Here is a 14,533-nt window from a genome sequence, read left to right as displayed (position 1 = left end):
TCTTAACGACCAAGGCTCCACCAGCCGCGCTTTTTCGGCTTCGGCTTTTCATCCTTTGCCGGTTCAGCCGCTGGGGCTGCTTCCGGGGCAGGGGTCGGAGCCGGTGCTTCAGCTCTTGGCTCAGCCGCCTTCGGCTCAGCGGGCTTTTCAGCCGGTGCTTCGACCTTCGGGGCTTCTGCCACAGGTGCCAGAGCCGGTTTTTCTGCCGGTGCAGATTCTGGTGCACTTACCTCTGCCGGGGCGCTTGCTGGTGCAGCGGCGGCTTCGGGTTTGCTTTCAGCGGTTGCTTCCGGTGCCGGGCCGCTCTGGATCGGGATGTTTTTCACATCGCCGCGTTCGTTGCCACCTTCGCCACGTTCCGGACGGCTGTTGCGGTCACGACGGTTGCGACGGTTGTCGTTACGATCGCGGCGCGGACGGGCCGGGGCCGGGGCAGTGGTGCTGCGGGTACGACCGGCGCGGACACCTTCCTGATCAAAGCTGTCGGCATCCTGACCTTCGCTTTCGGCGTCGATCACGGTGTTTTCTTCGGAACCGTCCGGTGCTTCGTGATCACGGTTGCGGCGTGCTGCCGTCAGGGCCGGATCATCATTGGGCGACCGGGTACGGTTACCGTCAAAGTCCTGACGACGCGACCGGCGGCGGCCCCCACGCTTGCCGCGACGGCGGCGTTTGCGGTTGCTGTCTTCGTCATCATCATCAGATCCGTTGCGATCCGAACCATCAGCATCGTCGGTGTCGCTGTCTGCGGCGTCCTGCTGGTTTTCGGTACGATCATCACGATCATCGTTACGACCACGACGACGGCGGCGGCGGCGGCGGCGTTTGCCACCCTGATCGTCATCATCACCGCGGACGGTTTCTTCTTCTTCGTCGTCGGCTTCAACCGGGCTTTCAATCGCCGTTAGGGAAACACTGTCGGTATTGAGAACAGGTGCAGCTTCTTCCTGTTCGTCACCTTTTTTCGCACGGGTGCGTTCAATGCGGTGATCGGGCGAAATCAGGCTGTCATCGCCAAAGATCATGACGGTAAAGCCGTAACGCTGTTCGATTTCGGCCAGCGAATCACGTTTGCGGTTCAGGATATAAAGCGCAACTTCGCTTGCGACATGAACGGTAAGCGCACCGGACCGGCGACGCATGCCTTCTTCCTCGATCACGCGCAGCAGATGCAGGGCTGCACTTTCGATCGAACGGACAAGGCCGACACCACGACAGTGCGAGCAAACCTCGAACGCGCTTTCAACAAGCGACGGACGCAGGCGCTGACGCGACATTTCAAGCAGACCAAACGGGCTGATACGGCCGATCTGAAGACGCGCACGGTCATTGCGCATGGCTTCTTTCAGCTTGCGCTCGACCGATGCCTGGTTGCGGTGGTCTTCCATGTCGATAAAGTCGACAACAATCAGACCGGCAAGGTCACGCAGGCGCAACTGGCGTGCCAGTTCTTCGGCCGCTTCAAGGTTGGTCTTGTAAGCGGTTTCTTCGATATTGCGTTCGCGGGTCGAACGGCCTGAGTTCACGTCAATCGCGACCAGTGCCTCGGTCGGGTTGATGACGATATAGCCACCGGATTTAAGCTGTACGACCGGATTGAGCATCGCATCAAGCTGGCTTTCCACCTGGAAACGGTGGAACAGCGGCACGCCCTGATCCTTATAGGGCTGCACACGCTTGGCATGCGACGGCATCAGCATTTTCATGAAGTCTTTGGCGACCCGGTAACCGTCGTCGCCTTCGACCAGAACTTCATCCACATCACGCGCATAAAGGTCGCGGATCGAACGTTTGATCAGGTCGGCTTCTTCGTAGATCAGGCAAGGCGCCTGGCTCTGAAGGGTGGTTTCGCGAATACGATCCCACAGACGCATCAGATAGTCGAAGTCGCGCTTGATCTCGGCCTTGGTCCGTTCGGCACCGGCGGTGCGAACGATCACGGCCATGCCGTCCGGAATCTCCAGCTCGGCCAGAATGGATTTCAGACGCTTGCGGTCCTTGGCATTGGTGATCTTGCGCGAAATGCCGCCACCACGCGGGGTGTTTGGCATCAGAACGCAATAACGGCCAGCCAGCGACAGGAAGGTCGACAGGGCAGCACCCTTGTTGCCGCGCTCTTCCTTGACGACCTGAACCAGAATGATCTGGCGGCGTTTGATGACTTCCTGAATTTTGTAGCGTTTCTGAAGCTGACGGCTATGCGACTCAACGAATTCGTCGGTGTCGTCCCCGCCAAGATCTTCGATTTCTTCTTCTTCTGTGCCGGCATCGGCAGACGGTGCGTCTTCTTCGCTGTCGTCACCGTCGGCGTCGACATCAACGCTCAGCTCTGCGACGTCCGCCGACATGGCAGCATTGCCACCCGACGGGGAATTGTCATCATCAGAACCGCCATTGGCGTCTGCATTGGCATCACCCGATGCTGCTTCGTCAGAAGATGCATCGCTTGCCTGTGCGTCGGCATCGTCGGATTTTTTGCGACGGTTGCGCGTGCGACGGCGGCGCGGCTTGGTTTCTTCTTCATCAGAAGAAACCGCACCATCAGATGCGCCATCCGTCGGATTGGCTGCATCGGCATCAACCACGGTTTCCCCATCAGTCGCATCCGGCTCGGATGCGTCCTGGGTTTCGTCCTTGTCCTTTGCGCGCGGTTTGCGTCGCGAACGCGAACGGGTCGATTTCTTTTCTTTTTTCGGGCTGTCGTCGGTTTCGCCAATATTGTCTTCGACAATTTCGGCGTCCTTGACCTGTGCACCACCCTGGCTCAGGGCTTCGCGGTCGGCAACCGGGATCTGGTAATAGTCGGAATGGATTTCACTGAAGGCAAGAAAACCGTGGCGGTTTCCGCCATAGTCAACAAAGGCCGCCTGCAACGACGGTTCTACTCGCGTCACTTTGGCGAGATAGATGTTACCCTTGATCTGTTTTTTGGTCGATGTCTCGACGTCGTATTCTTCTAGGCGATTTCCATTAATAACAACGACGCGGCTTTCTTCCGCGTGCGTTGCATCGATAAGCATGCGTTTAACCATTCGGAACCTGTTCCTGGAGGTCCCGCCAGTTCAATGCTACGCGCATTGCTGCGCTGATATGCAAACAAACCGGCGTGACCGGAGGCGCCGTCCAATAGGGTCGCGATATGTCCTGTATGTCTCTGGTTCATCGCGTGTCGGCTGCTCTTCCGGTTCGGACCTGGTTTTGATGTTGAAACAAAAATAGGTTGCGTATTTTCGAGCGCGCCAAGGCAGCCTTTTTCAGGAGGGCTCTATCGGGAGCGGGAATTGCCGCGTCACCGAGACACCGACCGTAAGAACTGGTCTAGTCGCGTCCTCAGCCTGGTGGCGTTTAAGTTTCATACCACAAAGCATAGGAATCTCGGGTGCAACATATCCGGTTTATTCGCCTGCGACAAACAGTTTTGTTGCATCATATGACGACTTTCTGACAGTGATCCGTCAAAAGGCGAAGAATTCCGCGCAGTTTCGCCTTTGGCGATTAAATGCGGGCAAATCCATGAAAACGCGATGTTTTTGCCCGGTTGGCGATTTAACGGGATGGGACAAAGGCGGCAAAACGTGTCTTTGGAACTTCTTGCTTTGGTCAATTGCCCGTTAACCAACGCATTGCTATAAGCGACTATCTCACCTTTGGCAGGGTAACCAGGCACAAGCACGACAGATGAATTCACCGCATGCAAACACATATTCCCATGTGCGATCTGCTTTGTTGTCTTCGGGTTTTCAAAAACTCGCAAGACTTTCGATCGCATTGTTTTTGCTGCTGTTTTCAGCCCAGCTTGTAACATCGACTGCCAATGCACAGGCGGCAAAGGTTCTGGGGGCGCGTCTGGGCGTCTATCCGGATTATACCCGATTTGTCATCGATCTTGATCGCGATGTCGAATTTACCTATTTCTTGCTGCCCGATCCCTATCGCATCATCATTGACATGCCCGAAATCGATTGGAGCGCCCCGCCCGGCAAGGTGACATCGGGGGGCGGGCTTATTTCGGGATTGCGCTATGGACTGTTCAAACCCGGTACGTTCCGTGTCGTTCTTGATGTTGCCGAACCGTCACTGGTGTCCAAAATTTTCGCATTGCCGTCATCAGGCGGCAAACCCAACCGTTTGGTCGTCGATCTGAAACCGGCAAAACGCGACGCCTTCCTGACCGCGTCACGCGAAAGCATGGAAGCCTATTCCGCACGCAGCCGCAATGATACCAGCGCTACAGAACAAAGTGTGGATGTGGCGGTCAAATCCGGTCGTGGCGGCGATGAAAAGCCGCTTATTGCGATTGATGCCGGTCATGGCGGTGTTGATCCGGGCGCCATCGGGGTTGGCAATGTCTATGAAAAGGATCTGACGCTGGCCGCTGCCCGGCAGCTTGCCGATACCCTGACGGCATCGGGGCGCTATCGCGTGCTGTTGACACGTGACAAGGATGTCTTCCTGAAACTCCGCCAGCGCGTTGAAATTGCCCGCAAAAACGGTGCCGATCTGTTCATATCACTGCATGCGGATTCAATTGCCAATCCCAAACATCGCGGTGGATCGGTTTATACCCTGTCTGAAAACGCATCGGACAAAGAAGCAGCAGCCCTGGCGTCAAAGGAAAACAAGGCCGACGTGATTGCCGGTATTGATCTTTCCGATGAAAATTCGCTGGTGCAAAGCATCCTGATCGATCTGGCCCAGCGCGAAACCATGAACCTGTCGGCAACGCTTGCCGCCAACATGGTCAGCCAGCTGTCCAAAAGCATCGAACTGCAACGCAGAACTCATCGCTTTGCCGGATTTGCCGTTCTGAAGGCGCCTGACATCCCGTCGGCACTGTTTGAAATGGGTTATCTGTCCAATGCGACCGATGCCAAACTGCTGCAAAGCCCGGCCCATCGCAAAAAGATTGCCGAGGCCGTCTTGCGGGCAATTGATATCTATTTCGAAAAGCACAAATTCTAGCAGCGGTGTGCACGGGAACTGCATTCCCTGAACGCTTCCGGTCTGTTCGGTTTGCCGGCATCGACATTTTTTTAAGCGGGCAGATGGTCAGTCATATGCAGGTTTTGCTAAACTAAAAGTTCCCTTAAGTGAGAGCTGTCACAACCTCGTCACTTTTTTGCCGCTATAATAGTGGTTAGTGCGGGGATCGCCCTGCGGGAAACGGTTATCCGTTGGGACATTGCATTTCTGATGATTGTGCATGAATATGCGCAACCTCAGGCCAACAAAACGAAAAAAGACCTGCTTATATGCGCATTTTACTTAGTATTTTCGGCTTTCTGTTTTTGATGGGGATCGCAGGCGGCGCCGGCGTTCTGGCGATTTTCTGGCATTTTGGTCAGGACCTGCCCGATTACACCCAGCTTGAAGATTACGAGCCGGAGGTCATGACACGTGTTCATGCATCTGACGGTGCGCTGATTGCAGAATATGCACGCGAAAAACGTGTCTTTGTGCCGATCACCGCCATCCCGCACAAGGTGATTGATGCCTTTGTCGCGGCCGAGGACAAAAACTTCTTCTCCCATCCCGGGATTGATTTCGCGTCTGTTTTGCGTGCCGCTGTTACCAACGTTGTCAATATCGGCACCGGTCGTCGCCCGGTTGGCGCATCGACCATCACCCAGCAGGTCGCCAAGAACTTTCTTCTGACCAACGAAGTGTCCTATGAACGCAAGATCAAGGAAGCAATCCTGTCTTTCCGTATCGAACGGGCATTTTCCAAGGAGCATATCCTTGAGCTGTATCTGAACGAGATTTATCTGGGCAGCGGGGCGTATGGTGTTGCAGCGGCGTCGCTGCGCTATTTCGACAAGTCGCTTGATGAGCTTAATATCGAAGAAGCAGCCTATCTTGCTGCCTTGCCAAAGGCGCCTTCGAATTACCATCCGGTCCGCAACCATGACGAGGCAAAGGCACGTCGTAACTGGGTCATCGGTCGGATGCTTGAAGAAAAATACATCACCGAGGCCGAAGCACAGGCCGCATGGTCTGCGCCGCTTGAAGGCAAATCCCGTGAATCGGTGGATACCTATCAGGCTGATTTCTTTGCCGAGGAAGTCCGTCGTCAGCTTGTTGATCGTTACGGCGAAGGCATGCTTTATGACGGTGGTCTTTCGGTGCGATCGACTGTTGATCCCCGCTTGCAAAGTGTTGCCGACAAGGCCCTGTTTGACGGGCTTGTTGCCTATGACCGTCGTCATGGCTGGCGCGGGCCGATCACCCAGATCGACCTGAATGACAATTGGCAGCAGAAATTGCGCGAAGTCGAAACACCGGGCGATATTCCCTGGGATATTGCGGTCGTGCTTGGCACCGATGCCAATGAGGCGACCCTTGGCCTTAAATCGGGCGAGCAGGGCCGCATTCCGTTGCGCTTCCTGACATGGGCGCGGCCCTGGCAAAAAGGTCAGACTTTGGGTCCGGTGGTCAATCGTCCGTCTGATGTTCTCAAGCCCGGTGATGTGGTTTACGTCAAACATTTCGCCGAACTTGATGGCGAAAAACTGCCGCCAAATACCTATGGCCTGCGCCAGATCCCCAATGCCAACGGGGGCTTGGTGGCGATGGACCCGCATACCGGTCGCGTTCTTGCGATGTCGGGCGGCTTTTCGCACGATCTGTCGAAATTCAACCGCGCAACCCAGGCCCGTCGTCAGCCGGGCTCGGCCTTCAAGCCGTTTGTCTATCTTGCGGCCCTTGATCAGGGCTTTACCCCTTCGACCCTAGTGCTTGATGCGCCTTTCGTGATCGATCAGGGGCCGGGACTTGGCAAATGGAAACCGGGTAACTATAGCGGCAATTTCTATGGTCCATCGACCATGCGTCTGGGGATTGAAAAGTCGCGTAACCTGATGACGGTGCGTCTTGCCCAGACCATCGGGATGCCGATTGTTGCCGATTATGCCGAACGGTTCGGTATTGTCGATGATCTGCCCGAAGTTCTGTCCATGTCGCTTGGTGCGGCGGAAACGACTGTGATGCGCCTGACCGCGGCCTATGCCGAACTGGTCAATGGTGGCAAGAAAATCACACCGACCCTGATTGACCGTATTCAGGACCGTCGGGGTAATGTGATCTATCGCCGGGACGAACGCGATTGCGCCCAGTGCCAGGACGTTGCCTTCCGCAATCAGATGCCGCCTGATCTTCCCGATACCCGTGAACAGCTGACCGACCCGGCAAGCGCGTTCCAGATGGTCCATATCATGGAAGGCGTGGTGTCGCGTGGCACGGGCCGCACGATTGCCGAACTCGGTTATCCGCTGGCTGGTAAGACCGGCACGACCAACGACTCACGTGATGCGTGGTTTGTCGGGTTCTCGCCGGACCTTGCGGTCGGTGTTTATGTCGGCTTTGATGACAACCGTTCCCTTGGTGACAAGGAACAGGGGGCCAGTGCCGCAGCCCCGATCTGGAAGGAATTCATGCGCGGTGCCCTTGAAGGCACCAAAGCCATTCCGTTCCGTACCCCGCCGGGCATTCGCATGGTCCGCGTCGAAGCCCGTACCGGCATTCCGGCCCGTCCGGGCGATCAGGACGTGATCTGGGAAGCTTTCAAACCCGGAACCATTCCGGCATCGAATGACAATGTCATTGATGGCGGCTACAGCGGTGTTGGCGGTTCTGACAGTGGCAATGGCGCGGTTTCAGGACCGGGCGGCATTTACTGACGGATTTGCTGACCGGCTGATCTGACCTGAATGAAGACATCCAAAACCCGGCAGGGAAATCTTGCCGGGTTTTTGCATGGTTGCAGGGGTTTCAACCGCGGCAAAAACTGCTATAAGCTGCGCCGAGTTTGCCGCAGCCGGTTTGTCCAAACCGGTCTGGGGCCCAACAAATTTCTGATGAATAACGGAGACATCAATGCGCGCCGAAGCACAGGCATTGGTCGATGAAATCAAGCAGTCGATGGCACTGCTGAGGAGGCATCTTTGACTGGGATAACGCTCTTAGACGCCTCGACGAACTGAACGCACTGGCCGAAGACCCGACCCTTTGGGACAACGCCGCCAATGCGCAGAAAGTCATGCGTGAACGTACCCAGCTTGATGATGCCATCAATGGCTATAAACAGCTCGCCCAGGAGCTCGAAGACAATATCGAACTGATCGAGCTTGGCGAAGCCGAAGGCGATGCAGAAACGGTTGCCGAGGCCGAGGAAGGCCTGCGTGCCATTCGTGAAATCGCATCCCAGCGTGAACTCGAAAGCCTGCTTTCGGGTGAGGCTGACGCCAATGACGCCTATCTTGAAATCCATGCCGGTGCCGGTGGTACCGAGGCACAGGATTGGGCATCGATGATGGCGCGCATGTATTACCGTTGGGCAGAGTCCAAGGGCTACAAGCTTGAGATGCTCGAAGAAAGCGCGGGCGAGGAAGCCGGTATCAAATCGGTGACGTACAAGATCACCGGTCACAATGCCTATGGCTGGCTCAAGAACGAAGTGGGTGTGCATCGTCTGGTGCGTATTTCGCCCTATGACAGTTCGGCACGCCGCCATACCAGCTTCTCGTCGGTCTGGGTCTATCCGGTGATTGATGACGATATCAATATCGAAATCCTCGATAAGGATCTTCGTGTTGATACCTATCGCGCATCGGGTGCCGGTGGTCAGCACGTTAACCGTACCGATTCTGCGGTTCGTATTACCCACATTCCGACCGGTATTGTCGCACAGTGCCAGAACGACCGTTCACAGCACAAAAACCGCGACACCGCGATGAAGATGCTCAAAGCCCGTCTTTATGAGGCAGAGCTGCAAAAACGCGAAGCCGAAGCACAGGCCGTCGAAGACAGCAAAACCGATATCGGTTGGGGCCATCAGATCCGCTCCTATGTCCTTCAGCCCTATCAGATGATCAAGGACCTGCGCACAGGCACCGAAACATCCGATACGCAGGGTGTCCTGAACGGCGACCTTGATGCCTTTATGGCAGCCGCCCTTGCCGCCAAGGTTACCGGCTCGGCTGGCGAAATCGAAGATATCGATTGATCGGCTACCCTTAACCGGTTGAAATTACAAAACACCCCGCCGATTTCCCGGCGGGGTGTTTTGATTCGGACCCCAAATCGTTGCAATCGGGCAGGGTGCCAGGCGGCGGAAAAAGGCGGTTTGCCCCCAAAAATCCAATTTCTGTCACAGAATTGCCGAATAGCTTTGCCATGGTGTGGCCAAGCGAGACCTGCCGCCTATAAACAAAATTCCAGACATCGACTGGTCACTGGCAGGCTTGCTCAGAGCAAACATCTATTGTCAGGTGAAGTCCCAAATGGCCCAACAGTCCCTTGGTCCGGTCGCAGTCGGCGACCAGTTCAAACTTGCTACTCCCAACGGTCCGGTTTTCGAGGTTGTCAAAATTCGTGAAATGAAACCGGTGGATCATGCCCTGATCACCAAGGTACGTGACACGAAATCCCCGACATTGATCGCGGTCACAACCCTATTGAACCGTGATTTTTATGTTCCTGTTCCCCCTGAACGTCGCCAGGCCCCCGATAATGACGGGATCTTGCGCGGCATCTGATTGTCATGTGGGGCGCATCACTGTTTTGCGCCCGGAGTGCTTAAAAACAGTTGGCATGGCGGTCCTGAACCGGTGAAATGGTTGAAACAACACGCCAGTTCATCAGGGACCGCCAACATGTCAGACATCACCCCGGATCAGCACATTCTCGACAAGCTGTTTTCTGTTCTGGAAAACGATATTCTGCCCAAAACCCGGATGGGGGTTGCTGATGGCAACAAGCTTTTCGGGGCGGCGATCCTGCGCAAGGCGGATTTGGCACTGGTGATTGCCGAAACCAACAATGAAACCGAAAACCCGCTATGGCATGGCGAGGTGCATTGTCTTAAGCGGTTCTATGAAATCCCCGCAGATCAGCGCCCGGCGACTTCGGATCTGATTTTCCTGTCGACCCACGAACCCTGTTCGATGTGTTTGTCCGCCATCACCTGGGCGGGCTTTGACAATTTTTATTATTTCTTTTCTTACGAAGATTCCCGCGATGCCTTTGCCATTCCCCATGATCTGAAAATCATGCAGGAAGTCTTCACCCTGAAGGACGGCGAATACAACAAATCGAATGCCTTTTGGGAAAGCCATTCGATGATGGGCATGGTTGCCGATCTTCCTGAAAATCAGCGGGCGGATTATATCGCCCGGGCCAAGGCGCTTTCCCATGAATATGACCGCTTGTCCGCCCAGTATCAGAATGGCAAATCCGACAATGACATCCCGTTGAACTGACGGTATCGGGGGATTTGACGTCTGAGTCCGAATCTGGCGAGTTTTGATCGCCGGTTCTGATACACTGCCGGGCATGGAACAGCTCAATAACGATATATGCTATCAGGCACTCAAAACCCGTGATCGCCGGTTTGACGGACGGTTTTATACCGCGGTTCTGACCACCGGGATTTTTTGTCGGCCGATCTGCCCCGCGGTCACGCCAAAGCGTGCCAATGTGGAATTCTATCCCAGTGCAGAGGCCGCAATTGCCCACGGGTTCCGCCCGTGCCTGCGATGCCGGCCCGAAGCAGCGCCGGGAAGTCCGGCCAGTGCCGGTGTCCACGCGACGGTGGCCCGTGCCGTGCGCCTGATTGATCAGGGCGTGCTTGAAACCGGATCGATTGCCGATCTGGCCGACCGGCTTGGGGTCGGGGACCGGCATTTGCGCCGGATATTCAAGGAACATACCGGTGTAACGCCCCAGGAACATGCCAAGGCCAGACGCCTTTTGCGGGCGCGCCAGCTGATTGTTGATAGTAACCTGACCATGATTGAAATTGCCGACATTGCCGGGTTTGGTAGTTTACGGCGGTTCAATGATGCCATGAAGCAGGCCTATGGGCAGGCCCCGACGGCCTTTCGCCGGGGGATCAAACTTAAATCATCGCAGGCCCGTTCCGATGACAGGGGCGATGATGATCCGTTTGCGCCGCGCAATGACGATCTGATTTTGCGATTGCGCGCCCGTCAGCCGTTTGATGCCGAATATCTTCTGGCATTCTTCCGGGCCCGCGCCATTCCGGGGCTGGAAGCCGTCCGGGATCGCATCTATGCGCGCGGCTTTGCCATGGGCGATCAGGTCGGACTTATGATCTGTCATTTCAGTCCGGATCAAAGCGGGGTGGATGTTATCCTGCGGGGGCCCGCCCGTGAAGCGGTGCTTGAAATCGGCGCACGGGTCAGACGCCTGTTCGATCTGGATGCGGATGTGCCATCAATCACCGCACAGTTTGCCGAAGACATGCTGCTTGCCCCCCTGATTGAAAAGCGCCCGGGGCTGCGCGTTCCGGGATGCTGGGACCGGTTCGAACTGGCCATGCGGGCCGTTCTTGGTCAACAGGTCTCGGTTGCAGCGGCGCGCACTTTGGCAGGCCGTCTTGTTGCACGGTTCGGTGCCGAATTGCCGGGCGATCTTGTTGCCGGAACCGGAGTGACGCATCTGTTTCCTGATGCGCCACAGCTTGTCGGTCAGGAACTGATTTCCATCGGACTTACCACCCGTCGTGCGCTAACATTGGCCGATGTCATTGAACTGTTTGCGGATCGCGCATCCGATCAAAAATCGGGCGAAACCCTGATTGCCGATTTGACGGGGATAAAGGGGATCGGCCCCTGGACGCTTAACTATTTCGGGCTGCGCGGGCTTGGCGATCCGGATGCCTTTCCGGCGGCGGACCTTGGTATCCTTAAGGCATCGGCGATGGGCGGCGGACCTGACAAGGCCAAGGCGCTTGATGCCCTGTCTGAAAGCTGGCGCCCATGGCGGGCCTATGCCGCGCAATATCTGTGGTCGGCACTCGAAGGAGAAGGATGATGACAACGACAATCTATTTAACCCGCTATGCCAGTCCGATTGGCGAATTATCCCTGGCGACCGTTGACGGCAAGCTTGTGCATCTGGATTTCGAAAACAATGATGATCGTCTGAAAAACATCCAGACCCGGCGGTTCAAAAAACTCGACTGGGTCGAAGATCGCACTGCCACCCCAAAATCCGTGATCGACTGGCTTGATGCCTATTTCAATGGGGATGTGGTGCCGCTTCCGGTTGATGCCATCAACATGATCGGTACGGATTTTCAGAAATCGGTCTGGGATGCCCTGATCACGATCCCAAGTGGCAAAAGCATATCCTATCGCGGGTTGGCCGATCAACTTGGCAATGCCAAGGCCGTGCGTGCGGTGGCACGTGCCAATGCGCTGAACCCGGTGTCGATCATTGTGCCATGTCATCGCGTGATCGGATCAAACGGCACACTGACCGGCTATGCCGGGGGGCTTGATCGCAAGAAATGGCTGCTTGATCACGAGGCCGCCATGCTGGCGCGTGCCGCGTGAGATCGAAAACAAAAGGCTGCCAGATGGCAGCCTTTTGCATCTCGGGATATGCAGATTGATCAGATCGACATCACGATACGGCCATCAATCTTGCCATCGCGCATGCGGTCAAAGATCGAATTGATGTTTTCCATCGGCTCGGTCGTAAAGTGCGAATGCACCTTGCCGTCGCCTGCAAATTCCAGCGCTTCCTGAAGGTCGGCACGGGTGCCGACGATCGAACCGCGAATGGTTTTGCGCGACAGAACCGTATCAAAGATATCAAGCTCGAACGTTCCCGGCGGAAGACCAACCAGCGACATGGTGCCACCGCGGCCCAGCATGCCGACACCCTGTTTGAAGGCGGCGCGTGAAACAGCGGTCACCAGAACACCGTTGGCACCGCCCATCTGTTTCTGGACTTCCGATACCACATCAATTTCGGATGCATTCAGGGTCCAGTCCGCACCAAGATCACGGGCGAGTTTCAGTTTGTCATCGGCAATATCCACGGCAATGACTTTCATGCCCATGGCCTTGGCATATTGCACGGCCATGTGACCAAGCCCGCCAATCCCCGAAATCACAACCGTTTCACCGGGTTTGCATTCGGTTTCCTTCAACCCCTTATAGACGGTCACACCGGCACACAGAACCGGGGCAGCATTGCCAAATTCAAGCGGTTTGGGCAGATGCCCGACATAGTCCGGATCAGCCAGAACATATTCCGCAAAGCCGCCATTGACCGAATAGCCGGTATTAAGTTGCTCGCCGCACAGGGTTTCCCACCCGGTAATGCAGTGATGGCAATGTCCGCAGGCCGAATGCAGCCACGGCACGCCAACCCGATCGCCTTCCTTGACGGACGCGACCCCTTCGCCAACTTCGGCAACGATGCCGACACCTTCATGGCCGGGGATAAAGGGCGGATTAGGCTTGACCGGCCAGTCACCCTCGGCAGCATGAAGATCGGTGTGACAGACACCCGATGCTTCGATTTTCACAAGGATTTTTCCCGGCGTGACTTTCGGAACGGTCACTTCTTCGATGGAAAGCGGTTTGCCGAACGCGCGAACGACGGCGGCCTTCATAGTGCGTGGCATGGTCGTGCCTCCTGACGGAATGGAATATGTGCCGCACCGGTGCGGCTGTCTCATTCTCGGAAAAAGGCTAAACCTGATTGCTTATGCACGCTTTGCGCTGGGTCAAATTTTAAAAATCCCAGTTCGCGACATCGGGCCTAAAGATCGGCTGCTTCGCCCGGAAGTTCCAGAACATAGTCCTGATAATAATCCGGCGGCATGCCCGCCTCGTAACGGGCTTCGTCATTGAATGGCGGTTTGAGAGGCCCGCGGAAATGCTTGCGCAGCATGTCATGCCAGGTGGTGTAATAGGGCAGGCCACGCTGATCGCAGACATATTCATAATATTTGCGCCCCGCAGCAACATGGGCGATTTCATCATGGGCGATGATTTTAAGGATGCGGGCACTTTCCGTATCCCCATGCGCCAAAAGACGTTCAATGGTGGGCGGCGTTGCGTCAAGCCCGCGCGCCTCAAACACCATCGGCACCACGGCCAGACGTGGCAGAATGTCATAGGCCGTATCCATCGATGTTTGCCACAGGCCGTCATGGGCGGGCAAATCACCATAGGTCGCACCCATTTCGCCAAGGCGCTTGTTGATCATTTTGAAATGCCGGGCCTCGTCATCGGCGACCTGTACCCAGGCATCGTGGAAGTTGCGCGGCATGTCGGCTTCGGGAAAGCGCACGCAAAGATCCCAGGCCAGATCGATGGCATTAAGCTCGATATGGGCCAGCGCATGCAAAAGCCCGATGCGGCCCTGGACACTGCCTTTTTTGCGCTTGGGCATTTTGTTTGGCGCCAGAAGTTCCGGCTTGGCGGGACGACCGGGACGATCGGGCAGGTCGGTTTCCCCGACCTCGGTAATCTCGCCATTGCGCCACATCGCGGCGAGTTCGGCCGTTACATCGGCTTTTTCGGTCGCATCTTCGGTCAAAAGCGCACGTTTGGCTGCTTCGGCGAGGGTAAGCTTGGTCATGACGGCCCGGTTTTCAGAATGATTTTCAGATCGGCTTTGTCTGCCATCTGCCGGGGATATGGTCAATGGCCAAACAAAAGGGCGGCCTGCAAATTCGCGCGCCGCCCCTGTGATACATCGTGACAGATACTGT

Annotated in this window: 10 protein-coding genes; 7 read left to right on the top strand and 3 right to left on the bottom strand. The window is 56.1% G+C overall.

All coding sequences use genetic code 11. The features are described from left to right. Nucleotides 1-2: 2 nt before the first annotated feature. Nucleotides 3-3,032, bottom strand: coding sequence for an Rne/Rng family ribonuclease (locus CU041_RS15950; protein WP_101247664.1), 3,030 nt, complete (start codon nucleotides 3,030-3,032; stop codon nucleotides 3-5). Nucleotides 3,033-3,774: 742 nt separating this feature from the next. Between CU041_RS15950 and CU041_RS15945 the strand changes: the two genes are divergently transcribed. From CU041_RS15945 to CU041_RS15915, 7 genes are all read left to right on the top strand, one after another. Beyond that, complete coding sequence (locus CU041_RS15945; RefSeq protein WP_233433134.1) at nucleotides 3,775-4,962, top strand: N-acetylmuramoyl-L-alanine amidase; 1,188 nt, start codon at nucleotides 3,775-3,777, stop codon at nucleotides 4,960-4,962. A gap of 290 nt (nucleotides 4,963-5,252) precedes the next feature. After that, entirely contained in the window at nucleotides 5,253-7,676 is a 2,424-nt protein-coding gene (locus CU041_RS15940) for a penicillin-binding protein 1A (RefSeq protein ID WP_101247663.1), read from the top strand. Between the two features lie 196 nt (nucleotides 7,677-7,872). Next, nucleotides 7,873-9,001, top strand: a protein-coding gene (gene prfB, locus CU041_RS15935; protein ID WP_101247662.1) for a peptide chain release factor 2 whose coding sequence is annotated in 2 segments (ribosomal slippage) — nucleotides 7,873-7,941 and nucleotides 7,943-9,001 — 1,128 coding nt in all. Because the reading frame shifts where the segments join, the coding sequence is not laid out codon by codon here. Nucleotides 9,002-9,278: 277 nt separating this feature from the next. Further along, entirely contained in the window at nucleotides 9,279-9,533 is a 255-nt protein-coding gene (locus tag CU041_RS15930) for a hypothetical protein (protein WP_101247661.1), read from the top strand. Nucleotides 9,534-9,650: 117 nt separating this feature from the next. Further along, entirely contained in the window at nucleotides 9,651-10,256 is a 606-nt protein-coding gene (locus tag CU041_RS15925; protein ID WP_101247660.1) for a nucleoside deaminase, read from the top strand. A 73-nt stretch (nucleotides 10,257-10,329) separates the two neighbouring features. Continuing rightward, nucleotides 10,330-11,832 carry a DNA-3-methyladenine glycosylase 2 family protein gene (locus CU041_RS15920; RefSeq protein WP_101247789.1) on the top strand — a complete coding sequence of 501 codons (1,503 nt, stop codon included), beginning with the start codon at nucleotides 10,330-10,332 and terminating at the stop codon, nucleotides 11,830-11,832. Then, nucleotides 11,832-12,356, top strand: coding sequence for a methylated-DNA--[protein]-cysteine S-methyltransferase (locus CU041_RS15915; protein ID WP_101247788.1), 525 nt, complete (start codon nucleotides 11,832-11,834; stop codon nucleotides 12,354-12,356). The genes CU041_RS15920 and CU041_RS15915 overlap by 1 nt, the downstream gene beginning before the upstream one ends. Before the next feature lie 59 nt (nucleotides 12,357-12,415). On the opposite strand, the gene adhP is transcribed toward CU041_RS15915, so the two are convergent. Both adhP and CU041_RS15905 read right to left on the bottom strand, forming a co-directional pair. Next, nucleotides 12,416-13,438: an alcohol dehydrogenase AdhP gene (gene adhP / locus CU041_RS15910; protein ID WP_101247659.1), complete on the bottom strand. Its 1,023-nt coding sequence runs from the start codon at nucleotides 13,436-13,438 to the stop codon at nucleotides 12,416-12,418. Between the two features lie 137 nt (nucleotides 13,439-13,575). Continuing rightward, entirely contained in the window at nucleotides 13,576-14,400 is an 825-nt protein-coding gene (locus CU041_RS15905; protein WP_101247658.1) for a ferritin-like domain-containing protein, read from the bottom strand. Between the last annotated feature and the right edge of the window lie 133 nt (nucleotides 14,401-14,533).

Origin of the sequence: Thalassospira povalilytica, assembly GCF_002844235.1 — a bacterium.
GTDB lineage: Bacteria > Pseudomonadota > Alphaproteobacteria > Rhodospirillales > Thalassospiraceae > Thalassospira > Thalassospira povalilytica.
The sequence above is the reverse complement of the archived record's forward strand: the minus strand, read 5'-3'. Positions and strand labels throughout refer to the sequence as shown.

Bases quoted from the DNA above. Each gene is read 5' to 3' on its own strand.
- adhP (WP_101247659.1), bottom strand. From the start codon at position 13,438: ATGCCACGCACTATGAAGGCCGCCGTCGTTCGCGCGTTCGGCAAACCG.
- CU041_RS15905 (WP_101247658.1), bottom strand. From the start codon at position 14,400: ATGACCAAGCTTACCCTCGCCGAAGCAGCCAAACGTGCGCTTTTGACC.
- CU041_RS15920 (WP_101247789.1), top strand. From the start codon at position 10,330: ATGGAACAGCTCAATAACGATATATGCTATCAGGCACTCAAAACCCGT.
- CU041_RS15925 (WP_101247660.1), top strand. From the start codon at position 9,651: ATGTCAGACATCACCCCGGATCAGCACATTCTCGACAAGCTGTTTTCT.
- CU041_RS15915 (WP_101247788.1), top strand. From the start codon at position 11,832: ATGACAACGACAATCTATTTAACCCGCTATGCCAGTCCGATTGGCGAA.
- CU041_RS15940 (WP_101247663.1), top strand. From the start codon at position 5,253: ATGCGCATTTTACTTAGTATTTTCGGCTTTCTGTTTTTGATGGGGATC.
- CU041_RS15950 (WP_101247664.1), bottom strand. From the start codon at position 3,032: ATGGTTAAACGCATGCTTATCGATGCAACGCACGCGGAAGAAAGCCGC.
- CU041_RS15930 (WP_101247661.1), top strand. From the start codon at position 9,279: ATGGCCCAACAGTCCCTTGGTCCGGTCGCAGTCGGCGACCAGTTCAAA.